Here is a 26,580-nt window from a genome sequence, read left to right on the forward strand (position 1 = left end):
AGAGGCTATACTTTTTATAGCAACCCGCCGGCCGGCCGCGCCTGCAGGCGGGCGTACAGGCCGCCCAGCGCCAGCAGCTCGGCATGCGTGCCCTGCTCGGCGATGCGCCCGCGCTCCATGACGACCACGCGGTCGGCGTGCTCGATGGTGGACAGGCGGTGCGCGATCACCAGCGTGGTGCGCCCGCGCATGAGCTGCTGCAGGGCGTCTTGCACCAGGCGCTCTGACTCGGTGTCCAGCGCCGAGGTGGCCTCGTCCAGGATGAGGATGGGCGCGTCCTTGTACAGCGCCCGGGCGATCGCCAGGCGCTGGCGCTGGCCGCCCGACAGCTGGGTGGCGTTGTGTCCGACCACGGTGTGCATGCCCTGCGCCAGCGTGGCCACGTGCTGCGCCAGGTTCGCCGCGGCCAGGCAGTCCTGCACACGCTGCTCGTCCACCGGCAGGCCCAGGGCCACGTTGGCGGCAATGCTGTCGTTGAACATCACCACGTCCTGGCTGACCAGGGCGAACTGCGCGCGCAGCGAAGCCAGGTCCCAGTCGCGCACCGGCACGCCGTCCAGCAGCACGGCGCCGGCGGCCGGCTCCAGAAAGCGCGGCAGCAGGTTGACCAGCGTCGTCTTGCCCGCGCCCGACGGGCCCACCAGCGCCACCACCTCGCCGGGGCGGATGGCCAGGCTGACGCCGCCCAGGGCGGGCGCGTGCGTGTCGGTGAAGGACACGTGCACGTCCTGCAGCTCGATCGCTCCTTGCGCGCGCGCGGTGCTGTGGCTGCCGCTGCTTTCCGGCTCGGCCTGGCTCAGCAGCGCCAGGCCGCGCTCCAGCGCCGCCACGCCGCGGGTGATGGGGTTGGCCACGTCGGCCATGCGGCGAATGGGGGCGATCAGCATCAGCATGGCTGCGATGAAGGAGGCAAAGCCCCCCACGGTCACGTCGCCGGCGCCGCTGGCGCGGCTTTGCCACAGGGCGATCACGATGACCGCCGACAGCGCCACCGCGGCCAGCAGCTGGGTGGTGGGCGTCATGGCCGCCGAGGAAATGGTGGACTTGATGGCCAGCTTGCGCAGCTGCTGGCTGAGCACGCCGAAGCGCCCGGTCTGCTGCTGCTGTGCGCCGTGCAGGCGCACCATGCGGTGGGCCAGCACGTTCTCTTCCACCACATACGCCAGGTCGTCGGTGGCCTGCTGGCTGGTCTTGGTGATGCGGTACAGGCGGCGCGACAGGGTCTTCATGATCCAGGCCACGCCCGGCACCATGACGGCCACGATCAGCGTCAGCTGCCAGTTCAGGTAGATCAGGTAGCCCAGCAGCGCCACCAGCGTGAAGCCGTCGCGCGACACGCCCATGAGGGCCTGCACCAGCGCGGTGAAGCCGGCCTGCACCTCATACACCACGGTGTTGGACAGCGCGCTGGCCGACTGGCGGCCGAACAGCTCCATGCGCGCCACCATCAGCCGCTCGAACAGCGCCATGCGCAGGCGCAGCATGCCCTCGTTGGCGATGCGCGCCAGCGCGTACTGGCCGGTGAACTGCGCCACGCCACGCACCAGGAACACACCGATGATGGTCACCGGCACCGCCCACAGCGGCAGCGAGCGATCGGTGAAGCCCTGGTCCAGCAGGGGTTTGAGCAGGGCGGGGATGAGCGGCTCGGTGGCGGCGCCCACCAGCGTGGCCAGCCCGGCCAGACCCCAGGCCAGGCGTTGGTGGCCGAAATACACGTGCAGGCGCTTCAGACGCGCCAGCAGCGAAAGTGCCGGCGCCGGCACGGCAGCAGCCGGCGCGGCGCTTTGGTTCTTTTCTTGCATGAGGGGCGGATTCTACGGACGGGCGCCGGCACAGTTTGTCACCTGCCCTGTGGCCTGATGTGTAACATGGCGGGCTTCGTTGTCCGGCCCCTGGCCCTTGACGGTGCTTCATTCCTCATTCGATGGATGCCCTGACGCCCATGCGCATTGACCGCTTGCTCCCTTCTTCCTCCTCCCCTCGCGCTTCCCTGTCTTCCCTGTCCATGGCCGTGACACGCCGCGGCGCCGCCGTGGCGCTGGGCAGCGCCTGCGCGCTGCCGGCGCTGGCGCAGTTCCGGGTGGAGATCACCGGCGTCGGCCTGACGCAGCTGCCTGTCGCCATCGCGCCGCTGCGCGGCGAGGCACAGGCGCCGCAGAAGATCTCTGCCATCGTCCAGGCCGACCTGGAGCGCAGCGGGCGCTTCATCGGCGTGGACGCCTCTGGCGTGGCGCTGGACGAGTCCTCCCGCCCCGACCTGGCGCTGTGGCGCCAGCGCAAGGCCGACGCGCTCAGCTCCGGCAGCATCACGCGCCTGGCCGACGGCCGCTTCGACGTGCGCTTTCGGCTGTGGGACGTGGTCAAGGCGCAGGATCTGGGCGGCCAGAGCTTCGTCGTCACTCAGGCCGACCTGCGCCTGGTGGCGCACCGCATCGCCGACTACATCTACGAAAAACTCACTGGCGAGCGCGGCGTGTTTTCCACCCGCATCGCCTACGTGACCAAAGTCGGCTCGCGCTACAGCCTGTGGGTGGCCGATGCAGACGGCGAGAATGCCCAGTCGGCCCTGTCCAGCCCCGAGCCCATCATCTCTCCGGCCTGGTCGCCCACGGGCTCGCAGCTGGCCTATGTGTCGTTCGAGTCGCGCAAGCCGGTGGTCTATGTGCATGACGTGGCCAGTGGCCGCCGGCGGCTGATCGCCAACTTTCGCGGCTCCAACAGCGCGCCGGCCTGGTCGCCCGACGGCAGCCAGCTGGCCGTGACACTCAGCCGCGACGGCGGCTCGCAGCTGTACACCATCGACGCCAGCGGCGGCCAGCCGCGCCGGCTGATGCAAAGCAGCGGTATCGACACCGAGCCGGCCTTTTCCAGCGACGGGCGCAGCATCTACTTTGTGAGCGACCGCGGCGGCTCGCCCCAGATCTACCGCGTGGGCGCGGCAGGTGGCAATGCCGAGCGGGTGACCTTCCAGGGGTCCTACAACATTTCACCGTCCATCAGCCCGGACGGCCAGTGGTTGGCCTACATCTCGCGCGTTGGGGGCGGCTACAAACTGCACGTCATGGACCTGAAGTCAGGCACCGTAACGGCCGTCACGGATACCAACGCTGATGAGAGCCCCAGCTTCGCGCCCAACAGCCGGCTGATCGTCTATGCCACCCAGCAGCAGGGCCGCGACGCCCTGATGACCACCACACTGGATGGCAAGATCAAGGCGCGGCTGGCAGGGCAGGGCGGGGACATCCGCGAGCCCGACTGGGGCCCGTTCCAGAAATAAGACAACCAGAACATCCACACCCTTTTTTCGTTCCACCGAACTACTGCACTTCAGGAGAATCCACATGCCTCGCTTCCCCTTCCAACGCGTTTCCGCTGCCCTGGCCATTGCCGCACTGATGGCGGGCTGCAGCTCCGGCGTCAAGCTCGATGATGTGCCGGTGGAAGACCGCGGTGCCACGTCCACGGCGCCCGGCTCGGGCGCCAACTCGGGCTCGACTGGCCAAAGTGGCGTCGCGCCCGTGGACCTGACGCAATCCGGCCGTGAAGGGGAAGGCCCCGTGGGCGTGGCCCGTGTCATCTACTTCGACTTCGACAGCTACGTGGTGAAGCCGGAATTCCAGTCGGCACTGGACCAGCACGCTCGCTACCTGAAGAGCTCGAACGCCCGCAAGGTCATGATCGAAGGTCACACCGACGAGCGCGGCGGTCGCGAATACAACCTGGCCCTGGGCCAAAAGCGCGCCGAGGCCGTGCGACGTTCGCTGGGCCTGCTGGGCGTGTCCGATGCCCAGATGGAAGCCGTGAGCTTCGGCAAGGAAAAGCCCGCTTCTGTGGGCCACGGTGAAGACGCGCATTCGCAAAACCGCCGCGCCGAACTGTCGTACCGCTGATGGCAGCGTCTCGCCAAATCTCGCGGCGTCCGCGCGCTGCGGCTGTGGCCGCCGTGTTTGTGGCCACGCTGGCGTGGGCCGGGCCCAGCTACGCTCTGTTTGAGGACGACGAAGCGCGCCGCGCCATTTTGGAGTTGCGTCAGCGCGTCGATGCGTTGATGCAGTCCAGCCAGCGTGCGGGTGAGCGCTCCGGTGACGAGGTCTCGCAGCTGCGCCGCAGCCTGCTGGACCTGCAGTCGCAGATTGAAGCCCTGCGCACTGAACAGGCCTTGTTGCGTGGCCAGAACGAGCAGCTGATGCGCGACGTGGGCGAGCTGCAGCGCCGGCAAAAGGACATGGCCCAGGGGGTGGACGAACGCCTGCGCCAGTTCGAGCCCGCCAAGGTCACGGTGGATGGCCGCGAGTTCCAGGCCGACGCTGCTGAAAAGCGCGATTTTGAGGCCGCCCTGGCGGTTTTCCGTTCCGGCGGCTTTGCCGATTCGGTGCCGGCGTTCGGGTCTTTCCTGCGTCAATATCCGCAGTCGGGCTATGCGCCATCGGCCCGGTTCTGGTTGGGCAACGCCCAGTACGCCACGCGTGACTACAAAGAAGCGATCAACAACTTCAAGGCCTTGCTGGCCGCCGCGCCCGATCATGCGCGGGCACCTGAGGCGGCCTTGTCGATCGCGAACTGCCAGATCGAGCTGAAGGACACGCGCTCCGCGCGCAAGACGCTCGAAGACCTCATCCGCACCTACCCGCAATCCGAGGCGGCCACCGCTGCCAAGGAGCGGCTGGCACGGCTGAAGTGAACGCGCTGGCTGCTTCCGCGCCGCTACCGCCGCACGAACCAGACGCCGAGCGCCGCTTTGGCGGGCTGGCGCGCCTGTACGGCGTAGCAGGGGCAGCGGCCATTCGGCGTGCCCACGTGGCTGTGGTGGGCATCGGCGGCGTGGGTTCCTGGGCTGCTGAGGCCCTGGCGCGCAGCGGCGTCGCACAGCTCACGCTGATCGACCTGGACCACGTGGCGGAGTCCAACATCAATCGCCAGGTCCACGCGCTGTCCACCACGGTGGGCCAGTCCAAGGTGCAGGCCATGGCCGAGCGCATCGCGCTCATCCATCCAGGCTGCGAGGTGCATGGGGTGGAGGATTTTGCGGAGCCCGGCAACTGGCCGGCCATCCTGCCGCCCGGTGTACAGGCCGTCATCGATGCCTGTGACCAGATGAAGGCCAAGACGGCCATGGCCGCCTGGGCCTTGAGAACGTGCATGCACTTCATCGCCGTGGGCGCTGCCGGCGGCAAGCGCCATGGCCACAAGGTGGAAGTGGACGACTTGGCCCACACCACCCATGACCCTCTGCTGGCCCAGCTGCGCTATCGACTGCGCCGCGAGCACGGTGCGGCCCAGGGTGGCAAGCGCATCGGCGTGCCCTGCGTTTTCAGCCGCGAAGCCGTGGCTCCGCCCCATGCGTCCTGCGAGCTGGAAGCCGGCGATGGCACGCTGAACTGCCACGGCTACGGCTCAAGCGTCGCCGTGACTGCCAGCTTCGGCCTGTGCGCGGCTGGCTGGCTGCTGGACCGCATCGCCCTGGCCGCACCGGCGCCGTGAAAAGGCAGGCTATAATTCGAGGCTTCGCTGGAGTTGCAGCGAGCTTTGTCAAAGAAGCCGTGGGTCGTTAGCTCAGCCGGTAGAGCAGCGGACTTTTAATCCGTTGGTCACAAGTTCGAATCTTGTACGACCCACCACGCATCCATCCCAATCAAGCACTTGCGCCCTGTATCGGCACAAGTGCTTTTTTGTTTGTTGCCTACTCTGTGCTCTTTGAGCCTTCAAGCTGCTTGGGTCAGCTGAGGATTGCGATAGTTGCGTATCAGCGCCACCGTGTTCTGTACCTCGGCGCTGAACTGCGTGATCGATTCTTCCAGCCGTGCGATATACGCCTCGTCGCGGTAAATGCGCCGCACGATCAGGCGGGCATTGGGTGGGAAAGCCGGGTTGAAGCTCACGAAATCCCACCACTTGCGCTGCGTGACCCACATCGAGCCCTGAATCTGGGCTGTGTAGCCGGGTGGCTCGGCAGGCAGGGAAAGATAGTCGGCATGCGTGCGCTCGCGCGGGCATTTGATCTCCACGCCGCCGTCGTCATCCACCAGGCCATCGGGTGAGACGCCGCAAGGCAGGTGTTCGTGCAGGCAAAAACCCACTTCGGTGACAAAGTTGCCTGTCAGGGCCTCGTACTCTGCCCGGGCCACGGGCTCGCGTTCGACCCCTGTTTCCATGGCCAGCGTGGTGAAGGTGTCCAGTGGCTGGCCGGTGACGATCTCCAGCGCCAACTGCGTGGCATAGGCCCTGCGCGTCAGGCCCTTGCCGGCTGCCAGCACGTCGGCAAAACGGCTACCCGTGGCCTTGCCCAGGCGCAATGCCGTCCATTCGGCGGTGCCTTGCGCTGCATCACTGACCCGCATCGGTATCGGCCGTGGCTCGCTGGGCGATGGCCTTTAGCTCGGCATGGCGGGTAGCCAGGGCCAGGCGGTCTGCCTGCGCGGCGTTTTGCCAGAAGGCCTTGTAGCTGTCCAGGCCTGCCTGGGCCGCTTCCATGGCGGAATCCAACAGGCGCTGAGGCGGCTCGGGCATGCGTGGGTCGTCATCTTCAGGGTCCAGGTAGGACTCTGGATCCATCGCCATCGTGGGCACGACGAACTGCTGGAACAACGCCGTGCGAAATGCGATGGACTGGGCCTTGGTCACCGCTTTGTCCCCGGCATCCATGGCTTCGCCGAAGCATTCGCTGAGCATGTAGGAGCCATCTTCGGCGGAAAACCTGAAGCTGCCCTTGAGCGTGCAAAAGCGTATGGCCCGGCCATCCTTTGGATCGCCGCGGAAACGTTCTTGAACGTTCAAATCTGAATACGAAGGCGTGACGGTGATGCCATGCTTGACCAGCAGCGGCGACAGCTCGTTCATGGCGGACTCGATGCCTCGAAAGCTGTAGCCCTGCTGCACGTTGCGCTGCAGCTTGGCAATGCCTGTGGTGGCGATGTCCTTCATCACGCCGAGGACGGCGTCCTGGATTTTGCTCATGCGGCGTCTCTTGTGGTTGGAGTGCGACGGGCCAAACGTAGTGCGAACGAGCGCTGGTGCTTGTAGGCCAAGCGACAGTGCGCGCGCCGGCCTGCTGCGCAGGTCGTTGGGGCGCGGCCAGCTCCTACCTGAACGCTGGTGCTGGCCCGACCGCCACGTCGCCGGCAGGCGCCCAACCTTGGCCTACGTTTTCAAGGAGGTACGCCATGCAGATCAAGAGCATTCCAGGTTCCCTATCCGCCGACACGCCCGAAGAAGCCACGGCGCAGGCCGACACCGCCGCGCAGGCCAACGAGGTACTGAGTGCCGAGCAGGATGTAGCCGACGGGGTGGACGACATCACGGCCCACCCGTTTGACGATATCCCCAATGACGGTCCTCTGAACTTTGACGATGGCACCGACATGGCCCGCCCGCGTGGCGACACACGTCGCACCGGCGGCACATGGGACGACGTGGGCGCCGACAGTGGCGAGCTTGCGCCACCGTCGGAGATCATGTCTGACCGCGTGGCACCCAGCGACAAACCCTAGCGCGCTGCCTGCTGCCCTGTCTTGACCATCTGCATGGCCGAGCCGAGCAGGGCCGAGACTTCGGTCATGTTGCTCGGCACGATGAGCGTGGTGGTGGCGTCGGCGGCTACCTTGCCGTAGGCCTCCACAGCTTTTTCGGCCACGCGCAGCTGCACGGCTTGTTCGCCGCCCGGCTGGCGTATGGATGCTGCCACGCGTTCAATGGCCTGGGCCGTGGCGGCAGCCACGGTCAGCAAGGCCGTTGCTTCGCCCTGGGCATTGTTGATGGCGGCCTGCTTCTCGCCTTCGGAGCGCGCGATGAAGGCCTCGCGCTCGCCGGTGGCGATGTTGATCTGCTCCTGTCTGCGGCCTTCGGATGCGGCGATCAGGGCGCGCTTTTCGCGCTCGGCGGTGATCTGGGCCTGCATGGCGCGCAGGATCTCGGCGGGCGGCGTCAGGTCCTTGATCTCGTAGCGCAGCACCTTTACGCCCCAGTTCAGAGCGGCCTCGTCGATGGCTGAGACCACCTGGGCGTTGATCATGTCGCGCTCCTCAAACGTCTTGTCCAGCTCCAGCCGGCCGATCACGCTGCGCAGCGACGTCTGCGCGAGCTGGGTGACCGCCATGATGTAGTTGGACGAGCCGTAGCTGGCGCGCATGGGGTCGGTCACCTGGAAGTACAGGATGCCGTCCACCTGCAGCTGCGTGTTGTCCTTGGTGATGCAGACCTGGCTGGGCACGTCCAGCGGAATCTCCTTCAGGCTGTGCTTGTAGGCGACGCGGTCGATGAACGGGATGATGAACTTCGGGCCGGGCGCCAGCGTGCCGGCGTATTTGCCCAGGCGCTCTTTCACCCAGGCGTGCTGCTGCGGGACGATCTGCACCGATCGGATGACGAAGATCACGGCGATGACGAACAGGACGATGGCGACTTCCATGGAGGTTTTCTCGCAAGTTGGATTGAAGGGGAGCGGCGTCGTGTGGCAGCAGCTATATCGGATCGACCAGCAGCCGGTTGCCTATCAGCTCGGCCACCCGGTGCGGACCGGTGGCAGGCGTGATGCCCGCCCGGTGCACCGCCGTCCAGCTCGCACCGCGGTAGCGCACGCTGGCCGTGCCGTCGGGCTGCCAGGCGTCGATCTGTACCGTCTCGCCCACGTCCAGGTTGACGCTGCGGTCGGCGCGGGCCGAAGGCTCTCCCGGGCGGTTGCGGCGCATGAAGTACGCGACCAGCACGGTGGCAGTGCCGACGATGGCGCTTGCCAGTACCTGCGCCGCCGTGCCCAGGCCGGCGTGCGCAGCCAGCGCGCCGGCGACCAGTCCGATGGCCAGCATCAGCAGATAGAAGGTGCCCGTGAGCAGCTCGGCCACGACCACTGCGCCGGCCATGAGCCACCACAGTGTGGATGCATCCAGATTCACCGAATCTCTCCTTGGGAGGGTTGTTGGTATGGAGTGCGGGCAGGTTTGCACGCAGCTGCGGCGATTCTGTGCGAAATGCCCCCCGCTTCCCAGCATAGGCGGGCTTATTCCGTACACTTTGCGCCTTTCCCGTTTTTCCACCCGCATGCCGGAGACAGCGCATGAAGTTTCGCTTTCCCATCGTCATCATCGACGAGGACTACCGCTCCGAGAACACCTCGGGCCTGGGCATCCGCGCGCTGGCCCAGGCCATCGAGGCCGAGGGGTTCGAGGTTTTGGGGGTGACCAGCTACGGCGACCTGTCGCAGTTCGCCCAACAGCAAAGCCGCGCCAGCGCCTTCATCCTGTCGATTGACGACGAAGAGTTCACGCTGGGCACGGGGCACGATCCCATTGTGCACAGCCTGCGCAACTTCATCGGCGAGGTGCGCAGGAAGAACGCCGACGTGCCGATCTACGTGCACGGCGAGACCAAGACCGCGCGCCACCTGCCCAACGACATCCTGCGCGAGCTGCACGGCTTCATTCACATGTTCGAGGACACCCCGGAGTTCGTGGCGCGCCACATCATCCGTGAGGCCAAGAGCTACCTGGAAAGCGTACAGCCGCCGTTCTTCAAGGCGCTGCTGGACTATGCGGAGGACGGCTCGTACAGCTGGCACTGCCCGGGGCACTCGGGCGGCGTGGCCTTCCTGAAGAGCCCGGTGGGCCAGATGTACCACCAGTTCTATGGCGAGAACATGCTGCGCGCCGACGTGTGCAACGCGGTGGAGGAGCTCGGGCAGCTGCTGGACCACAACGGCGCCATCGGCGAGTCCGAGCGCAACGCCGCGCGCATCTTCAACGCCGACCATTGCTTCTTCGTGACCAACGGCACCAGCACCTCCAACAAGATGGTCTGGCACCACACGGTGGCGCCGGGCGACGTGGTGGTGGTGGACCGCAACTGCCACAAGTCCATCCTGCATTCGATCATCATGACGGGTGCGGTGCCGGTGTTCCTCAAGCCCACGCGCAACCACTTCGGCATCATCGGCCCTATTCCGAAATCGGAGTTCGAGCCGGCCACCATCCAGGCCAAGATCCGCGCCAACCCGCTGCTCAAGGGCGTGGACCCGAAGGCCGTGAAGCCGCGCGTGCTGACGCTGACGCAGTCCACCTACGACGGCGTGCTCTACAACACGGAAACCATCAAGGGCATGCTCGACGGCTACGTGGACAACCTGCACTTTGACGAGGCCTGGCTGCCGCACGCGGCCTTCCACCCCTTCTACGGCACCTACCACTCGATGGGCAAGAAGCGGGCGCGCCCGCAGCACTCCGTGGTCTATGCCACGCAGTCCATCCACAAGCTGCTGGCCGGCATCAGCCAGGCCAGCCACGTGCTGGTGCAAGACAGCCAGACCACCAAGCTGGACCGCCACCTGTTCAACGAGGCGTACCTGATGCACACCTCGACCAGCCCGCAGTACAGCATCATCGCCAGCTGCGACGTGGCCGCAGCGATGATGGAGCCGCCCGGCGGTACCGCGCTGGTGGAGGAATCCCTGCTGGAGGCGCTGGACTTTCGCCGCGCCATGCGCCAGGTCGAGGAAGAATTCGGCAAGAACGACTGGTGGTTCAAGGTCTGGGGCCCACAGGAGATCGTGGACGAGGGCCTGGGCACGGCCGAGAACTGGATCTTCCGGACCAACGGCAAGAAAAAGGGCGGCGCCGCCAAGTGGCACGGCTTCGGCGACCTGGCCGACGGCTTCAACATGCTGGACCCGATCAAGTCCACCATCGTCACGCCGGGCCTGAACCTGGATGGCAGCTTCGACAAGACCGGCATTCCGGCCAGCATCGTCACCAAGTACCTGGCCGAGCACGGCGTGGTGGTGGAGAAAACCGGCCTGTACTCGTTCTTCATCATGTTCACCATCGGCATCACCAAAGGCCGCTGGAACACGCTGCTGGCGGCGCTGCAGCAGTTCAAGGACGACTATGAGAAGAACCAGCCCATGTGGCGCATCCTTCCGGAGTTCTGCCAGCGGCACAAGCGTTACGAGCGCATGGGCCTGCAGGAGCTGTGCCAGCACGTGCATCAGCTCTACGCCAAATACGACGTGGCGCGCCTGACGACCGAGATGTACCTGTCGGACCTGACGCCGGCCATGAAGCCCAGCGACGCCTATGCGCACATTGCCCAGCGCCGCACCGAACGGGTGCCCATCGACGAGCTGGAAGGGCGCGTCACCACCAGCCTGATCACGCCGTACCCGCCCGGGATCCCGCTGCTGATCCCCGGGGAGGTCTTCAACAAGAAGATCGTGGACTACCTGAAGTTCTCGCGCGAGTTCTCCCAGCTCTCGCCCGGGTTTGAAACCGACATTCACGGCCTGGTGGAGATCGAGGACGAAGAGGGCCACGTGCGCTACTACGCCGATTGCGTGGCGGCCGAGAAGACCGAGATCCCGAAGTCGCGCAGCAATGCCGGCAAGGGCAAGAAGCTGGTGCAGGTGGGCGACGACGGGGCCTACAGCCGCATCATCTGACCCACGGGCCTGCGGGCCCGGTGCCAGGCCGCCTGCTGGAGCGCTGTCCACAGGCGGCTTTTTGCTGCGCTATTGATAGCTGCTGGCGCTTGCTGCATAAGCGCTGGAGCCCGATTTGACCTTTATTTTTCCATGGCGGGCGGGGAGTCTGCCCGCACGCGCCAAAAGCGCGCAAAACGCGGCAGGCCGCCCACGCCGTGCGTGCCGTTGTAGCGGTAGGTCACCGTGCTGCCCACGGGCGGGGGCGTGCGGCGCAGCGCATCGCTCAGGCCGCTGCCCAGGCGCAGACGGCGGCCGTCCGGCAGCTGCACCAGCAGCGCGCCCGTCAGGCCCGCGTACTTGCCCTGGCCGGGCAGGTGGGCGACGACCACGCCTTCCGCGTCCTCCCAGGACTTCACCTTGAGCAGGTCGCCGCTGCGCCCGCTCTGGTGCAGTGCGTCGCCGCGTAGCAGCATCAGCCCTTCGGCGCCGGCGCGCTCGTGCGTGCGCAGCTGCGCCATCAGCGCGGCATGGTTGGCCACGCGCCACTGGGGCACGGCCTGCACCCAGGGCTGGCCCAGGCCGGCCACGTGCGCCTGCAGCGCGGGCAGGCGGGCGTCGAACGGGCCACCGTGCGCGGGCAGGTCGAACACCATGTAGCGCAGTACGCGCCACTGTGCCTGCGTGGGCACGTCCTGCGCCACGGCTGACTGCACGGCGGCGAACTGCCCGCGCCCGGCCCACAGCTCGCCGTCCATGGGCGTGGCGGGCCAGCCGGCCGTGAACCAGGCCGGCGCGCGCATCGGCAGGCCCTGGCGCGAGCGCAGTTGGCGTCCGTCCCACAGCGCGCGCACGCCGTCGTATTTCTCGCTGACCCAGTAGGCGGACAGGTCGATGCCGCCCCGGTAGCTCTGCGCGAGCGACACGGCGGAGCTCTCAGGCGGCTGCGCGGCAGCGCGAAGAGGATAAAGAAGCCCGGTGCAGCACAGCGTCAGCACTATCAAAAACGATAGCTGCCAGCGCAATATGGTCGGGCGCTTGCGGCGGGAAAGACCATAAAAAACCCCGCAACCGCCGAAAGCGGGCTGCGGGGTGGCGGGCGGCGCGTGCATCAGAAGAAACATCGCCGCATCTGCACGACGCTCAGACCTGGTCGGCCGACAGCCCGGCGGTCTGGCTGAAGCCGCCGTCCACATAGGTGATCTCGGCAGTCACGCCGCTGGCCAGATCCGACAGCAAGAACGCGGCGACGTTGCCCACGTCCTCGATGGTCACGTTGCGCCGCAGCGGCGACGCGTCGGCCACGCGGCCCAGCAGCTTGCCGAAGTCCTTGATGCCGCTGGCGGCCAGCGTCTTGATGGGGCCGGCGGAGATGCCGTTCACGCGGATGGCACGGCCGTCCTGGGTGCGGCCCACGGCTTCGGCCAGGTAGCGCACGGATGCCTCCAGCGATGCCTTGGCCAGGCCCATGGTGTTGTAGTTGGGGATGGAGCGCAGCGCGCCCAGGTACGACAGCGTCAGCAGCGCGGACTTGTCGTTCAGGTGGGGCAGGGCGGCGCGGGCCATGGCCGGGAAGCTGTAGGCGCTGATGTCGTGCGCGATGCGGAAAGCCTCGCGCGACAGGCCATCGAGGAAGTTGCCGGCGATCGCCTCGCGCGGCGCAAAGCCGATGCTGTGCACGAAGCCGTCGAACTGGCCCCAGGCCTCGTGCAGGCCGGCCATCATGCGTTCGATCTGCCCGTCCTCGGCCACGTCGCAGTCAAAGACCAGCTCGGAGCCGAACTCGGCGGCAAACTCGGTGATGCGGCCATGGAAGCGCTCGCCCACGTAGCTGAAGGCCAGCTCGGCCCCTTGCTGGTGGCAGGCGCGGGCGATGCCGTAGGCGATGGAACGGTTGGACAAAACGCCCGTGACGAGCAGCTTCTTGCCGGCGAGGAAACCCATTGTTGTTCTCTCCAAAATTGGTGTTGAACGTGTTCACGCGCTCCGCGCGAAAGGGGTGCGGGATGCGGATCGGGAGGGGCTGCGAGGCGCAAACCGCAGCGACAGCCTGTGCTGTCGCGAGGAGTTGCGTTCGAAGCAGACCGCCCGAGGCCGCGACTGCACACCCGCGCGGAGCTCGTGAACACGTTCTGAGGTGATGCAGAATTGTCGCATGCGGTATTGGCTGACCTGTTCCGTGCTGACCTGCGCTCTGCTGGCCGCGCCCGCCGCTTGGGGCGCGCACGCCTACGCCCTGTGGGGCGACCCGCAGCTGCCGGCGGACTTCACGCACCTGCCCTACGTGAACCCCGGCGCTCCCAAGGGCGGCGAGCTGCGCCTGGTGAGCAACCTGCGCGTCTCGACCTTCGACAAGTACAACCCCTTCACCATCCGCGGCAACGCGCCGGCCTACCTGTCGCAGCTAATGTTCGACACGCTGCTCGCCGGCTCCATGGACGAGACTGCCACCGGCTACGGCCTGCTGGCCGAGGACGTGAGCGTGGCGCCGGACGGCCTGTCGGCCACCTTCCGCCTGCGCCGCGAGGCGCGCTTTCACAACGGCAAGCCGGTGCTGGCGGCAGATGTGAAGCACAGCTTCGACACGCTGATGGGCCCCTTCACCTCGCCCGGCTACAAGACCATGCTGGTTGACGTGGCCGGCGTGGACGTGCTGGACGAGCGCACCGTGCGCTACCGCTTCGCCAAGCCCAATCGCGAGCTGCCGCTGACCGTCGGCGGCCTGCCGGTGTTCAGCCGCGACTGGGGCGTGGACGCGCAGGGCCAGCCCAAGCCGTTCGACCAGGTGGTGATGGACATCCCCATCGGCAGTGGGCCGTACCGCATCGGCCCGGTGAACTTCGGCAAGGACATCACCTACGTGCGCGATGCGCAGTACTGGGCGCGCGAGCTGCCGGTGCGCCGCGGCATGGCCAACTTCGACCGCATCCTGGTCAAGATCTACAGGGACAGTACGGCGCGGCTCGAGGCTTTGAAGGCCGGCGAGTTCGACCTGATGCGTTTTTTCAGCGCCGGCGACTGGGCGCGGCGCGTGAACGGCAAGAAGTTCGACTCGGGCGAGCTGGTCAAGGGCGAATTCGCCAACAAGCTGCCGCTGGGCTTTCAGAGCTTCGTGCTCAACACCCGCCGCCCGCAGCTTGAGGACCGCCGCGTGCGCGAGGCGCTGGGCCTGGCGTTCGACTTCGAGTGGATGAGCCGGCGCCTGTTCTACGGCGCCTACCAGCGCGTGCGCGGCCTGTTCGGCAACACCCTGTGCGAAACGCACGGCGAGCCGACGCCCGAGGAGCTGGCATTGCTTGCGCCCTATCGCGCGCAGCTGCCGGCCAGCGTCTTCGGCCCCATGGCCGAGCCGCCCCGCACTGAAGGCGCCACCACGCTGCGGGATAACCTGCGCCGCGCCCAGGCGCTGCTGAAAGACGCCGGCTGGGAGTACCGCGACGGCGCGCTGCGCAACGCGGCCGGGGCGCCGCTGGTCTTGGAATACCTGGAGAGCAACGAAGCCGGCATGCGCACCGTCGCCTCGTGGATGCGCAACCTGGAAAAGCTGGGCGTCACGATGAAGTTCCGCGCCGTGGACTTCGCGCTGTACCAGCAGCGGCTGCAGAAGTTCGACTTCGACATCACCACCATCGCCTACCAGGGCACCAACAATCCGGGGCAGGAGTTCGCCGACTTGTTCGGCAGCCAGGCGGCCGACCAGGAGGATTCGGGCAACTTCCCCGGCGTGAAGAACCCGGCCGTGGATGCGGCCATTGCTGCCATGGTCTCGGCCACGACGCGCGAGCAGATGCTGCCCGCGTGCCACGCGCTGGACCGCATCATTGCGCACGAGCACTACCTGATCCCGCAGTGGTCCGCCGGCACGCACCGCATGGCCTACAACGACTGGCGCCTGGCGCGTCCTGAGGTGGTGCCGCCCTATTCGCCTGGCGAGATGTGGGCCGTGGAGACGTGGTGGTCGAAAAAACCATAGCTGCCTGCGCTTGCTGCGAGCGGACTGGAGCCTGATTTGACTAAAAAATTCTTATTGCTATGAAAACGTTGGAACACAAGATTCCGCCGCCGCTGGTCGGCGCCCTGTGCGGCGCGCTGGCTTGGGCGCTGGCAGCTGCCGCACCTGAGTGGCGGCTGGACGGCGGCTGGCGCCTGCCGCTGGCCGTGCTGTGCCTGGCTGCAGGGGCGGCGCTGGATATGTGGGCATTGCTGCTGTTCAAGCGCCAGCGCACCACGCCCAGCCCGCTGGCGCCCGGGCGCTCGCGCACCGTGGTGCAGAGCGGGCCGTACCGCTTCACGCGCAACCCCATGTACGTCGGCATGGCGCTGCTGCTGGGGGCGCTGTGCCTGTGGCTGGGCAACCCTGTGTCGCTGTTGGCGCTGGTCGTGTTCGTCGCTTTCATCACCCGCTTTCAGATCCAGCCGGAAGAGCGGGCGCTGCGCGCGAAGTTCGGCACGCCGTACGAGGACTATTGCCGGCAGGTGCGCCGCTGGCTGTGACAATGCCCGTGGGCCGCGCGGCCTGATCCCACTTTCATGCTCGCCTACATCCTCAAACGCCTGCTGCTCATGCTGCCCACGCTGCTGGGCGTGCTGCTGTTGACCTTCGTGGTCATCCAGTTCGTGCCCGGCGGGCCGGTGGAGCAATACCTGGCCGAAGCCAAGGCCGGCATGGGCGCGGGTGGCGGGGCAGGCGAGGGCGGCGGCATGGCCTACCGCGGCGCGCAGGGGGTGGACCCGCAGCGCCTGGCGCAGATCAAAACGCTCTACGGCTTCGACAAGCCGGCGCATGAGCGCTTCATTCAGATGCTGGGCCAGTTCGCGCGCTTCGACCTCGGGCGCAGCTTCTTTCAGAACAAGGACGTGTGGCAGCTCATCAAGGAAAAGCTGCCCGTGTCCATCAGCCTGGGGCTGTGGACTTTCTTCATCAGCTACCTGGTCGCCGTGCCGCTGGGCGTGACCAAGGCGGTGCGCGCGGGCTCGCGCTTCGACTTTCTCACCACGCTGGTCATCCTGGTGGGCTACGCGATCCCCGGCTTCGTGCTGGGCGTGGCGCTGCTGGTCATCTTCGGCGGGCAGCTGCAGTGGTTTCCGCTGCGCGGGCTCACATCGGCCAACTGGGATGAACTCTCCTGGGGCGCCCGCATCGTGGACTACCTGTGGCACATCGCGCTGCCCGTCACCGCCATGGTCGCCGGCAGCTTCGCGGTCACCGCCATGCTGACGAAGAACGCCTTTTTGGAAGAGATCCGCAAGCAATATGTGCTCACGGCGCGCGCCAAGGGTTTGAGCGAGCGCCAGGTGCTCTACAAGCACGTGTTCCGCAACGCGTTGATTCCCATCGTCACCGGCTTCCCGGCAGCCTTCATCGGCGCCTTTTTTGCCGGCTCGCTGCTGATCGAGACGCTGTTCTCGCTCGACGGCCTGGGGCTGCTGAGCTATGAGAGCGTGATCCGCCGCGACTACCCCGTGGTGCTGGGCACGCTGTTTCTGTTCACGCTGATCGGGCTGGTGACCAAGCTGATTTCCGACCTGTGCTACGTGTGGGTGGACCCGCGCGTGAAGTTTGATTGAGGGCGTGCCGGTGAGGCCCAGTGAAGTTATGGATGACCAGGTCAGAGAGCAGCTGGTCGCGCTGTTGCGCGAGCGCTTGCCGGGCCTGCTGGCGGTTTACGCCTTTGGCAGCCGTGTGCAGAGAACGGCACGGCCGGACAGTGATCTGGACATGGCCGTACTGGTCGAGGGCTACGCTGATGTGCTCGTCCTGTGGGAGTTGGCGGGGGCGCTTGCAGAGGTCGCCGGTACGACGGTCGACCTGCTCGACCTGCGCGCGGCCAGCACCGTCATGCAATACCAGGTCGTGACCACAGGCCAGCGCTGGTGGGAGCGGGACAGCCAAGCGGCCTTGTACGAGGCGGCGATCCTGAGCCAAAAAACAGCGCTGGACAGCGCCCGTGCCGGGCTGCTCGCAGACATTCGGGAGAGGGGGAGCATTTATGGTCGATGACGTGCTGCTGAACAAGGCTGCGACCATCGAGCGTTGCGTGGGCCGGGCGCGCGAGGAGTACTTCCGAGATCCCGAGACTTTTGCCACCGACTTTACGCGCCAGGACGCGGCCATTCTGAACATCCAGCGCGCCTGCGAGGCTGCGCTGGACATGGGCCAGCATCTGGTGCGCCGCGACCGCCTGGGCGTGCCGCAGAGTGCACGCGACGTGTTCGCGCTGCTGGCGCGGGCAGGCGCCATTGAACGCGGGCTGGCCGAGGAGTTGCAGCGCATGGTGGGCTTTCGCAACATCGCTGTGCACGACTACCAGAAGCTGCATCTGCCCATCACGGTGGCCATCATCGAGACGCATCTGGACGGCTTTCTGCACTACAGCAGCGCCCTGCTGCAACGCGATGCCGGCTGAATCCCTGCATCCTCCGTCGCGCAGGAGCGCATCGCCCCGCAGTCGCGCCTGGCAGCGTTTCAAGCGCAACCGCCTGGGCCTGTGGAGCCTGGTGCTGTTCTGCACCCTGGTGCTGCTGAGCCTCGCTGCCGAGCTGATCAGCAACGACCGGCCGCTGGTCGTGCGCTACGAAGGGCAGTGGTACTTTCCGCTGGCAAAGGACTACCCGGAAACCACCTTCGGCGGCGACTTCGCCACGCCGGCGGATTACCTGGACCCGTTCGTGCGCCAGCGCATCACCCAGGGCGGCAACTGGGCCCTTTATCCGCCCAACCACTACGGCCCCGGCACGCTGAACTACTTCTCCAAGGAGCCCAACCCCTCGCCGCCCTCGCGCGAGAACTGGCTGGGCACGGACGACCGCGGGCGCGACATGCTGGCGCAGCTGATCTACGGCTTTCGCGTCAGCGTGCTGTTCGGCCTGGCGCTCACCGCGGTGGGCGTGGTGCTGGGCGTGGCGGCGGGGGCGGTGCAGGGCTTTTTTGGCGGCAAGACGGATCTGGCCTTCCAGCGCTTCATCGAGATCTGGGGCTCCATGCCCGAGCTGTACCTGCTCATCATCTTCAGCGCCGTGTTCGCGCCCAGCATTGCGCTGCTCCTGGCGCTGCTGTCGCTGTTCGGCTGGATGGGCCTGTCGGACTACGTGCGCGCCGAGTTTCTGCGCAACCGCCAGCTGGATTACGTGAAGGCGGCGCGTGCGCTGGGCGTGAAGAACGGGCAGATCATCTGGCGCCACATCCTGCCCAACAGCATGACGCCCGTAGTCACTTTCTTGCCATTCCGCATGGGCGCGGCCATCCTGGCGCTCACTTCGCTGGACTTCCTGGGCCTGGGCGTGCCGCCGGGCACGCCCAGCCTGGGCGAGCTGCTGAGCCAGGGCAAGAACAACATCGACGCGTGGTGGATTTCGCTGTCCACGTTTGCCGTGCTGGTGACCACCTTGCTGCTGCTGACCTTCATGGGCGACGCGCTGCGCGATGCCCTGGACCCGCGAAAACAATGAACGTCACCCCGCTTTCTTCTGCGCCCAGCCCGGCGCCCTTGCTGCAGGTGCGCGATCTGCGCGTGGCCTTTGCCGGCAAGGAAGTGGTGCACGGCGTCGGCTTCGACGTGCGGCCCGGAGAAAAGCTGGCGCTGGTGGGCGAATCCGGCTCGGGCAAGACGGTGACGGCGCTGTCGCTGCTGCGCCTGGCGGGCGATGCGTCGATCAGCGGGCAGGCGCTGCTGGAAGGCCGCGGCGACCTGCTGGCGCTGCCGGAGCGCGAGCTGCGCGGCGTGCGCGGCGGCGACGTCGCCATGATCTTCCAGGAGCCTATGACGGCGCTCAACCCGCTCATGGGCGTGGGCGAGCAGGTGGCCGAGGTCTTGAGGCTGAAACAGGCGCTGACGCCCGCCCAGAGCGCGCAAGCAGCTATTGAATTGCTAGCATCGACCGGCATTCCCGAGCCGGCGCGGCGTGCGCAGAGCTTTCCGCACCAGCTCTCGGGCGGACAGCGCCAGCGCGCCATGATCGCCATGGCGCTGGCCAGCCGCCCGCGCCTGCTGCTGGCCGACGAGCCCACCACGGCGCTGGACGTCACGCTGCGCGGGCAGATCCTGGAGCTGCTGTCCGACCTGCAGCGCCAGACCGGCATGGCCGTGCTGCTCATCACGCACGACCTGCAGCTGGTGCGCCGCTTTGCCGACCGCGTGGCCGTCATGGAGCGCGGCCACCTGGTGGAGCAGGGCGCCGTGGCGCAGGTCTTCGGCGCGCCGCAGCACGACTACACCCGCCGGCTGATCCACAGCGCCCCGCAGCGCGACGTGCTGGAATCGCCCGAGGCGCCGGGCCAGCCGCTCGCGGCCCAGGCGCGTGGCCTGCGCGTGGCCTACCCCGTGCCGCTGCCGGGCGTGCGCGGCTGGTTTGGCAGGGGCGAGTTCGTCGCCGTCAGCGACGTGGCCCTGCGCCTGCCGCAGGCGCGCACTCTGGGCGTGGTGGGCGAATCCGGCTCGGGCAAGTCCACGCTGGCCCAGGCGCTGCTGGGCCTGCTGCCCGCCAGCGGCGAGCTGCAGGTCGCAGGCCAGGCCTGGCAGCAGCCCGCGCAGCGCAACAACGCACACAACCAGCAGCTGCGCCGCCAGGTGCAGGTGGTGTTCCAGGACCCGTTTTCGTCGCTCTCGCCGCGCATGACGGTGGCCGAGATCGTCGGAGAGGGCCTGCGCGTGCACGAGAGCGCGCTGGCGCCGGCGCAGCAGCGCGAGCGCTTGCAGGCCATGCTGGCCGAGGTGGGCCTGACCGAAGCGCAGTTCCCCGGCCTGCTGGACCGCTACCCGCACGAGTTTTCCGGCGGCCAGCGCCAGCGCCTGGCCATCGCCCGCGCCCTCATCGTGCAGCCGCGCCTGCTGGTGCTGGACGAGCCCACCAGCGCGCTGGACGTGACCATCCAGCAGCAGGTGCTGGCGCTGCTGCAGCGGCTGCAGCGCGAGCGGGCGCTGTCGTACCTGCTCATCACCCACGACGTGGCCGTGGTCGCCGCCATGGCGCACGAGGTGCTGGTGATGAAGGACGGCGAGGTGGTGGAGGCGGGCAGCGTGCAGCAGGTGCTGCAGCAGCCGCGCCAACCCTACACCCAGCGCCTGGTGGCGGCCGCCATGCTGGCGCCGGCCTGATCCCGCCCGCCTGTCTGCCTGATCCGCATGCCCCGCTTTGCCGCCAACCTGTCCATGCTCTACGCCGAGCACGACTTCCTGGACCGCTTTGCCGCCGCTGCGCGCGATGGCTTCGCGGGCGTTGAATACCTCTTTCCCTACGCCTGGCCGGCGCCGGCCATCGCCGAACGGTTGGCAGCGCACGGGCTGACCCAGGTACTGTTCAATGCGCCGCCCGGCGACTGGGCGGCGGGCGAGCGCGGCCTGGCCTGCCTGCCGGGGCGCGAGGCCGAGTTTCAGCACGGCATCGAGCTGGCGCTGCAATACGCCCGCCAGCTGGGCTGCGAACGGGTGCATGTCATGGCCGGCATCGCCCCGGCCGGCGCCGCACGCGAGGCGCTGCACGAGTGCTACGTGCAGCGCCTGCGCTGGGCGGCGCAGCGGGCCGCCGCGCAGGGCGTGCGCCTGCTGATCGAGCCCATCAACGGGCGCGACATGCCGGGCTACTTCGTGCAGCGCCAGGCCCAGGCGCATGCGCTGGTGCAGGAGATCGCCGCGGCCAACGTGCAGGTGCAGCTGGACCTGTACCACCTGCAGATCATGGAGGGCGACGTGGCCATGGCGCTGCGCCGCGACCTGCCCACGGGCCGCGTCGGGCACCTGCAGATCGCCGGCGTGCCCGAGCGCGGCGAGCCCGACCAGGGCGAGCTCAGCGGCCCCTACCTGTTTGGCGTGATCGACGAGCTGGCAGCCAGTTGCGGCTGGGGCGGCTGGGTGGGCTGCGAATACCGCCCGCGCGACGCCAGCGCCGGCGGCACCACGCGCGGGCTGGCGTGGATGCGCCGCTGGCTTGAAGTCAAAAACGGCTCCAGCGCCCGCCAGTAAAGCGCAAGCAGCTATGGTTTAAGGAGCGGGCGGCGTCAGTGCAGCACCAGCACCGGCACGCTGCACAGGCGCAGCAGCGCCGTGGTGGTGCTGCCCACGATGAGCTGGCGGATGCGCGAGTGCCCGTAGGCGCCCAGCACCAGCAGGGCGTCGCTGCGCTCTTCCATCAGGGCGGGAATGGCTTCTTCCGGCGCGCCGGGCACGATCTGCGTGCCGGCCTGAAAGCCTGCCGCGGCCAGCAGCGCCTGCGCCTCGTCCAGGCACTGGCGCGCCTGGGCCGTGGGCTCGCCGGCCATGACCAGCAGGGCCGGCATGCCGCGCAGCAGCGGGCTGCGCGCCACGGCCTGCACGGCGCGGTGGGCAGTGGCGCTGCCGTCGTAGGCCACCACGAAGCGGCCCGGCGCGGTGAACTCGGGGCGCGTCATCACCAGCACCGGCTGGCGCACCTGGCGCACCACGCTTTCCACGCGGTGGTCCAGGCGCAGCTTGCGCGCGCTGGTGGCCGGGCGGTTGCTGCCCAGCACGAACAGGCGGGCGCTGGCCTCGTGCTCCAGCAGCACGTCGGTCAGCTCGCCGTGGCGCAGCAGGGTCTGCAGCTGCACCGCGCCCCCTTCGGGCACGCGCGCCCGGGCCTGCTGCAGCATGTGGCGCGCGGCCTCCTGCGCCAGCTGGGTGCGCTCTTCGTCCAGCGCGTTCAGGCGCTGCAGCAGCAGGTCCTGCGCGCCCATGCCGATCACGCCGCTGTAGTCGCCCACGGGCGGCAGGGGCTCGGGCTGCTGCAGCGCGTGCAGCAGCGCCAGGGGCGCGCCCAGGCGCTGCGCTGCCCAGGCGGCGCCGTCCACCACGGCGGGCGTGCTGGCCAGCCCGTCCAGGCAGGCGTAGATGGTCTCGGGCAGGGGGGCGGTAACGTCGGTCATGGCAGGCTCGGCGGTTGCGTGCAGCGATGGGCCCGAGTGTGGCACCGGTGTGCGGCGCGGCCAAGCCGCAGGGCTGCCTAGGGTTGGGCGGGTGGGTGGCGCGCGTCCTGCGGCGCAGCGCCTGGGGGCGAGAACAGGTCCCAGGTCGCCATGAACAACGCGGCGATGACCGGGCCCACGACGAAGCCGGTCAGGCCGAACAGGGCCATGCCGCCCAGGGTGGAGATCAGCACCACGTAGTCGGGCATCTTGGTGTCCTTGCCCACCAGCAGCGGTCGCAGCACGTTGTCCACCAGCCCGATCACGCCCACGCCGAAGGCGGTGAGCACCACGGCCTGCCACATGGCGCCGGTGGCGAAGAAGTAGATCGCCACCGGGCCCCAGATGAGGCTGGCGCCCACGGCGGGCAGCAGCGACAAAAAGGCCATCAGCACGCCCCACATCACCGGCCCTTCGATGCCCAGCACCCAAAAGATCAGGCCGCCCAGCGCGCCCTGCACGGCGGCCACCACCAGGTTGCCCTTGACGGTGGCGCGGATCACCGTGGTGAACTTGTCGGCCAGCCGGCGCTTGTGTATGGCGTCCAGCGGAATGGCGTCGCGCAGGCGCGCCACCAGGGCCACGCCGTCGCGCAACAGGAAGAACAGCAGGTACAGCATGACGCCCAGCGCCACGACGAACTGCAGCGTGTTTTGGCCGACATCGACGACCCGGGTGGCCAGCGCGCGGCTGGCCTGGGCGCCCAGCGAGGTCAGGCGCTCCTGGATCTCGGCAGGCGAGGTGAGGTGAAAGCGTTCCAGCAGCGACACGGCCCAGGGCGGCAGGGCATCCAGCACCCGGCCCACGTATTCGCCGAAGTTGCCCTGGCCCGAGCGCAGCCGCGTGTAGGTGGCGCCCGCTTCCTGCACCACCGAGGCGGCGATCAGCGCGGTGGGGATGACGACGATCAGCAGGCACACGCACAGCGTCAGCAGCGCCGCCGTGTTGCGCCGGCGCGGCATGCGCGCCAGCAGCCGCCGATGCAGCGGATAAAACAAGATGGCCAGCACCACTGCCCAGAACACCGCTCCCGCGAACGGCCACAGGATGGCGCCAAAGGCTGCCGTGACAGCGATCAGCAGGAACAGCAGTGTCCGGTTGTGTAGAGGTGTGGAGGTCATGGGCGGCCCGTGTGCAAGACGGCAAATGTAAGCCAGCCGCACAGCTGCAAGCACCGGCGACAGGGCCGGGGCGCCTGAGGCATCGGTGGCACAATAGCGCCCGCACACCGGCCCTTCCCCTGCCACAGTCGCGTCCGCAATCCGGTTCAGCCGTGACGCGGAAGGTTTGTCAACCAGCTAAAGCTTCCCCGGAGGGAAGCGGAGGTCAGCGCAGATATGAGCGAACCCACGTCCGTCTACCGAGCCTACCAGGGCAATACCTATCTCTTTGGCGGCAATGCGTCGTATGTCGAGGAGATGTACGAGAGCTATCTCGCCAACCCTGGCAGCGTGCCAGACTCCTGGCGCGAGTACTTTGATGCACTGCAACATGTGCCCGCGGTGGACGGCAGCGACGCACGCGACGTGCCGCACCTTCCCGTCATCAACGCCTTTGCCGAGCGCGCCAAGCAGGGCGGCACGCAAGTCGTGGTGGCCACCGGCGCCGATTCCGAGCTGGGCAGGAAGCGCGTGGGCGTGCAGCAGCTCATCGCGGCCTATCGCAACGTCGGTCAGCGCTGGGCCGACCTCGATCCCCTGAAGCGCCAGGAGCGCCCGATCATCCCGGAGCTGGAGCCGTCGTTTTACGGCTTCACCGACGCTGACCAGGAAACGGTCTTCAACGTTGGCAACACCTTCTTCGGCAAGGAAAGCCTGTCGCTGCGCGAGCTGATCAACGCGCTGCGCGAAACGTACTGCGGCAGCATCGGCGCCGAGTATATGTACATCACCGACCAGAACCAGAAACGGTGGTGGCAGCAAAAGCTCGAATCGATCCGCACCAAGCCGCAGTTCGACGCCGAGAAGAAAAAGCGCATCCTCGAGCGCCTCACGGCGGCGGAAGGCCTTGAGCGCTTCCTGCACACGAAGTACGTGGGCCAGAAGCGCTTCTCGCTGGAAGGCGGTGAATCGTTCATCGCTGCCATGGACGAGCTGATCAGCTCCGCTGGCGCCAAGGGCGTGCAGGAGGTGGTCATCGGCATGGCCCACCGCGGCCGCCTGAACGTGCTGGTCAACACTCTGGGCAAGCGCCCGCAGGACCTGTTCGCCGAGTTCGACCACACCGCGCCGGAAGACCTGCCGGCCGGCGACGTGAAATACCACCAGGGCTTCTCGTCGGACGTGTCCACCTCCGGCGGCCCGGTGCATCTGTCGCTGGCCTTCAATCCCTCGCACCTGGAAATCGTCAACCCCGTGGTCGAAGGCTCGGTGCGCTCGCGCATGGACCGCCGCGCCGACCCCAAGGGCAAGCAGGTGCTGCCGGTGCTGGTGCACGGCGATGCGGCCTTTGCCGGCCAGGGCGTGAACCAGGAAACCCTGGCCCTGTCCGAGACCCGCGGCTACGCCACGGGCGGCACGGTGCACATCATCATCAACAACCAGATCGGCTTCACCACCTCCGATCCGCGCGACCTGCGCTCCACGCTGTACTGCACCGACATCGTCAAGATGATCGAGTCGCCCGTGCTGCACGTGAACGGCGACGACCCCGAGGCCGTCTGCCTGGCCATGCAGCTGGCGCTGGAATACCGCATGGAGTTCTCGCGCGACGTGGTGGTGGACATCGTGTGCTACCGCAAGCTGGGCCACAACGAGCAGGACACCCCCATGCTCACCCAGCCGCTGATGTACAAGAAGATCGCCCAGCACCCCGGCACGCGCAAGCTCTACGCCGACAAGCTGGCCGCGCAAGGCCTGGGCGAGACCCTGGGCGAAGACATGGCCAAGGCCTACCGCGCCGCCATGGAAGAAGGCAAGCACACGGTGGACCCGGTGCTGACCGACTTCAAGCGCAAGTACGCCGTGGACTGGAGCCCGTTCCTGAACAAGGCCTGGACCGATGCCGGCGACACGGCCATTCCGCTGGCCGAGTGGAAGCGCCTGGCCGAACGCATCACCACCGTGCCCGAGACGGTGTCACCGCACACCCTGGTCAAGAAGGTGCTGGACGACCGCGCCGCCATGGGCCGCGGCGAGGTCAACGTGGACTGGGGCATGGGCGAGCACATGGCGTTTGCTTCGCTGGTGGCCTCCGGCTACCCCATCCGCCTGTCGGGTGAGGACAGCGGCCGGGGCACCTTCACGCACCGCCACGCCGTCATCCACGACCAAAAGCGCGAGAAGTGGGACGAGGGCACCTATGTGCCGCTGCAAAACGTGGCCGAGAACCAGGCACCGTTCGTCGTCATCGATTCCATCCTGTCCGAGGAGGCCGTGCTGGCCTTCGAATACGGCTACGCCTCCAACGACCCCAACACCCTGGTGGTCTGGGAGGCGCAGTTCGGCGACTTCGCCAACGGCGCGCAGGTGGTGATCGACCAGTTCATCGCCTCCGGCGAGGTCAAGTGGGGCCGCATCAACGGCCTGACGCTGATGCTGCCGCACGGCTACGAGGGCCAGGGCCCCGAGCACAGCTCGGCCCGCCTGGAGCGCTTCATGCAGCTGGCCGCAGAGGCCAACATGCAGATCGTGCAGCCGACCACGGCCAGCCAGATCTTCCACGTGCTGCGCCGCCAGATGGTGCGCAACCTCAGGAAGCCTCTGGTGATCATGACGCCGAAGTCGCTGCTGCGGAACAAGGACGCGACCTCGCCCGTGTCCGAATTCACCGAGGGCGCCTTCCGCACCGTGCTGGGCGAGCAGGACGAGGCCATCGCCGCGAACGCTGCCAAGGTCAAGCGCGTCATCGCGTGCTCGGGCAAGGTCTATTACGACCTGGTGAAAAAGCGCGCCGAGAAGGAAGCCACGGACGTGGCCATCGTGCGCGTCGAGCAGCTGTACCCCTTCCCGCACAAGGCGTTCGGCGCCGAGCTGAAGAAGTACCCCAAGGCCACCGAGATCGTGTGGTGCCAGGACGAGCCGCAGAACCAGGGCGCCTGGTTCTTCATCCAGCACAACATTCACGAGAACATGCAGGATGGCCAGAAGCTGGGCTACGCCGGCCGCGCCGCTTCCGCCTCGCCGGCGGTGGGCTACGCGCACCTGCACCAGGACCAGCAAAAGGCCCTGGTGGAGGCCGCGTTCGCCAAGCTCAAGGGTTTTGTTCTGACCAAGTAAGGCCAAGCAAGAACCACGCGCTCAGTACAGAACCCTGAACAGGA

The 26,580-nt window shown here is 67.6% G+C and carries 24 protein-coding genes and 1 tRNA gene; 16 read left to right on the forward strand and 9 right to left on the reverse strand.

Going from position 1 to position 26,580, the window contains the following annotated elements; genetic code table 11:
- Window positions 1–14 precede the first annotated feature (14 nt).
- A complete protein-coding gene (gene msbA / locus C7H73_RS08345) occupies window positions 15–1,805 on the reverse strand; it encodes a lipid A export permease/ATP-binding protein MsbA (RefSeq protein WP_106846214.1) in 1,791 nt (596 codons plus the stop codon).
- A 140-nt stretch (window positions 1,806–1,945) separates the two neighbouring features.
- Between msbA and tolB the strand changes: the two genes are divergently transcribed.
- The 5 genes from tolB (at window position 1,946) to C7H73_RS08370 (ending at window position 5,621) form a co-directional block, all read left to right on the forward strand.
- Complete coding sequence (tolB, locus tag C7H73_RS08350) at window positions 1,946–3,280, forward strand: Tol-Pal system beta propeller repeat protein TolB (RefSeq protein WP_106847597.1); 1,335 nt, start codon at window positions 1,946–1,948, stop codon at window positions 3,278–3,280.
- Window positions 3,281–3,344: 64 nt separating this feature from the next.
- Window positions 3,345–3,893 (forward strand): peptidoglycan-associated lipoprotein Pal, encoded by a 549-nt coding sequence (gene pal / locus C7H73_RS08355; RefSeq protein WP_106846215.1) that lies wholly within the window; start codon window positions 3,345–3,347, stop codon window positions 3,891–3,893.
- Window positions 3,893–4,684, forward strand: coding sequence for a tol-pal system protein YbgF (gene ybgF / locus C7H73_RS08360; protein ID WP_106846216.1), 792 nt, complete (start codon window positions 3,893–3,895; stop codon window positions 4,682–4,684). Before pal ends, ybgF begins: the two co-directional genes overlap by 1 nt.
- Window positions 4,681–5,484, forward strand: a complete 804-nt coding sequence (locus tag C7H73_RS08365; RefSeq protein WP_106846217.1) for a tRNA threonylcarbamoyladenosine dehydratase — start codon at window positions 4,681–4,683, stop codon at window positions 5,482–5,484. The genes ybgF and C7H73_RS08365 overlap by 4 nt, the downstream gene beginning before the upstream one ends.
- A 61-nt stretch (window positions 5,485–5,545) precedes the next feature.
- Window positions 5,546–5,621, forward strand: a tRNA-Lys gene (locus C7H73_RS08370).
- Between the two features lie 84 nt (window positions 5,622–5,705).
- Here C7H73_RS08370 and C7H73_RS08375 read toward each other — a convergent pair.
- Window positions 5,706–6,296 carry a lambda exonuclease family protein gene (locus tag C7H73_RS08375; protein ID WP_157948332.1) on the reverse strand — a complete coding sequence of 197 codons (591 nt, stop codon included), beginning with the start codon at window positions 6,294–6,296 and terminating at the stop codon, window positions 5,706–5,708.
- Window positions 6,297–6,327: 31 nt separating this feature from the next.
- On the reverse strand, window positions 6,328–6,957 hold the full coding sequence (locus C7H73_RS08380; RefSeq protein ID WP_106846219.1) for an ERF family protein: 630 nt from the start codon (window positions 6,955–6,957) through the stop codon (window positions 6,328–6,330).
- A gap of 206 nt (window positions 6,958–7,163) precedes the next feature.
- Between C7H73_RS08380 and C7H73_RS08385 the strand changes: the two genes are divergently transcribed.
- Complete coding sequence (locus C7H73_RS08385) at window positions 7,164–7,490, forward strand: serine/threonine protein kinase (RefSeq protein WP_193483917.1); 327 nt, start codon at window positions 7,164–7,166, stop codon at window positions 7,488–7,490.
- Here C7H73_RS08385 and C7H73_RS08390 read toward each other — a convergent pair.
- Both C7H73_RS08390 and C7H73_RS08395 read right to left on the reverse strand, forming a co-directional pair.
- Window positions 7,487–8,407, reverse strand: a complete 921-nt coding sequence (locus C7H73_RS08390; protein ID WP_106846220.1) for an SPFH domain-containing protein — start codon at window positions 8,405–8,407, stop codon at window positions 7,487–7,489. The genes C7H73_RS08385 and C7H73_RS08390 overlap by 4 nt on opposite strands.
- A 52-nt stretch (window positions 8,408–8,459) precedes the next feature.
- Complete coding sequence (locus C7H73_RS08395) at window positions 8,460–8,891, reverse strand: NfeD family protein (protein WP_106846221.1); 432 nt, start codon at window positions 8,889–8,891, stop codon at window positions 8,460–8,462.
- Window positions 8,892–9,052: 161 nt separating this feature from the next.
- Here C7H73_RS08395 and C7H73_RS08400 point away from each other — a divergent pair, with 161 nt between their 5' ends.
- Window positions 9,053–11,425, forward strand: coding sequence for an arginine/lysine/ornithine decarboxylase (locus C7H73_RS08400; RefSeq protein WP_106846222.1), 2,373 nt, complete (start codon window positions 9,053–9,055; stop codon window positions 11,423–11,425).
- Window positions 11,426–11,547: 122 nt separating this feature from the next.
- Here C7H73_RS08400 and C7H73_RS08405 read toward each other — a convergent pair whose 3' ends face one another.
- Both C7H73_RS08405 and fabI read right to left on the reverse strand, forming a co-directional pair.
- Window positions 11,548–12,330: a DNA ligase gene (locus tag C7H73_RS08405; protein ID WP_264371558.1), complete on the reverse strand. Its 783-nt coding sequence runs from the start codon at window positions 12,328–12,330 to the stop codon at window positions 11,548–11,550.
- Window positions 12,331–12,547: 217 nt separating this feature from the next.
- Window positions 12,548–13,348: an enoyl-ACP reductase FabI gene (gene fabI, locus C7H73_RS08410; protein ID WP_106846224.1), complete on the reverse strand. Its 801-nt coding sequence runs from the start codon at window positions 13,346–13,348 to the stop codon at window positions 12,548–12,550.
- 211 nt (window positions 13,349–13,559) lie between these two features.
- Between fabI and C7H73_RS08415 the strand changes: the two genes are divergently transcribed.
- Genes C7H73_RS08415 through otnI form a run of 8 tightly spaced genes read left to right on the forward strand, consistent with a single transcriptional unit; the run spans window position 13,560 to window position 21,363 of the window.
- Window positions 13,560–15,377, forward strand: a complete 1,818-nt coding sequence (locus tag C7H73_RS08415; RefSeq protein ID WP_106846225.1) for an extracellular solute-binding protein — start codon at window positions 13,560–13,562, stop codon at window positions 15,375–15,377.
- 59 nt (window positions 15,378–15,436) lie between these two features.
- Window positions 15,437–15,898 (forward strand): methyltransferase family protein, encoded by a 462-nt coding sequence (locus C7H73_RS08420; RefSeq protein WP_106846226.1) that lies wholly within the window; start codon window positions 15,437–15,439, stop codon window positions 15,896–15,898.
- A gap of 36 nt (window positions 15,899–15,934) precedes the next feature.
- The gene (gene yejB / locus C7H73_RS08425; RefSeq protein WP_106846227.1) at window positions 15,935–16,972 is read left to right on the forward strand and encodes a microcin C ABC transporter permease YejB; all 1,038 of its coding nucleotides are present in this window, start codon (window positions 15,935–15,937) and stop codon (window positions 16,970–16,972) included.
- A 28-nt stretch (window positions 16,973–17,000) separates the two neighbouring features.
- Window positions 17,001–17,405, forward strand: coding sequence for a type VII toxin-antitoxin system MntA family adenylyltransferase antitoxin (gene mntA / locus C7H73_RS08430; RefSeq protein ID WP_106846228.1), 405 nt, complete (start codon window positions 17,001–17,003; stop codon window positions 17,403–17,405).
- On the forward strand, window positions 17,395–17,811 hold the full coding sequence (hepT, locus tag C7H73_RS08435; protein ID WP_106846229.1) for a type VII toxin-antitoxin system HepT family RNase toxin: 417 nt from the start codon (window positions 17,395–17,397) through the stop codon (window positions 17,809–17,811). Before mntA ends, hepT begins: the two co-directional genes overlap by 11 nt.
- Window positions 17,801–18,853, forward strand: a complete 1,053-nt coding sequence (locus C7H73_RS08440) for an ABC transporter permease (protein WP_106846230.1) — start codon at window positions 17,801–17,803, stop codon at window positions 18,851–18,853. Before hepT ends, C7H73_RS08440 begins: the two co-directional genes overlap by 11 nt.
- Window positions 18,850–20,499 carry an ABC transporter ATP-binding protein gene (locus C7H73_RS08445; RefSeq protein WP_106846231.1) on the forward strand — a complete coding sequence of 550 codons (1,650 nt, stop codon included), beginning with the start codon at window positions 18,850–18,852 and terminating at the stop codon, window positions 20,497–20,499. The genes C7H73_RS08440 and C7H73_RS08445 overlap by 4 nt, the downstream gene beginning before the upstream one ends.
- A gap of 27 nt (window positions 20,500–20,526) precedes the next feature.
- Window positions 20,527–21,363, forward strand: a complete 837-nt coding sequence (gene otnI, locus C7H73_RS08450; RefSeq protein WP_106846232.1) for a 2-oxo-tetronate isomerase — start codon at window positions 20,527–20,529, stop codon at window positions 21,361–21,363.
- Window positions 21,364–21,398: 35 nt separating this feature from the next.
- On the opposite strand, the gene C7H73_RS08455 is transcribed toward otnI, so the two are convergent.
- Together C7H73_RS08455 and C7H73_RS08460 are read right to left on the reverse strand one after the other, a co-directional pair.
- Complete coding sequence (locus C7H73_RS08455; protein ID WP_106846233.1) at window positions 21,399–22,280, reverse strand: universal stress protein; 882 nt, start codon at window positions 22,278–22,280, stop codon at window positions 21,399–21,401.
- A 77-nt stretch (window positions 22,281–22,357) separates the two neighbouring features.
- Window positions 22,358–23,440 carry an AI-2E family transporter gene (locus C7H73_RS08460; RefSeq protein ID WP_106846234.1) on the reverse strand — a complete coding sequence of 361 codons (1,083 nt, stop codon included), beginning with the start codon at window positions 23,438–23,440 and terminating at the stop codon, window positions 22,358–22,360.
- 216 nt (window positions 23,441–23,656) lie between these two features.
- Between C7H73_RS08460 and C7H73_RS08465 the strand changes: the two genes are divergently transcribed.
- Window positions 23,657–26,536 (forward strand): 2-oxoglutarate dehydrogenase E1 component, encoded by a 2,880-nt coding sequence (locus C7H73_RS08465; protein ID WP_106846235.1) that lies wholly within the window; start codon window positions 23,657–23,659, stop codon window positions 26,534–26,536.
- Window positions 26,537–26,580: the final 44 nt, after the last annotated feature.

Source organism: Pulveribacter suum, assembly GCF_003013695.1.
Lineage (GTDB): Bacteria > Pseudomonadota > Gammaproteobacteria > Burkholderiales > Burkholderiaceae_C > Melaminivora > Melaminivora suum.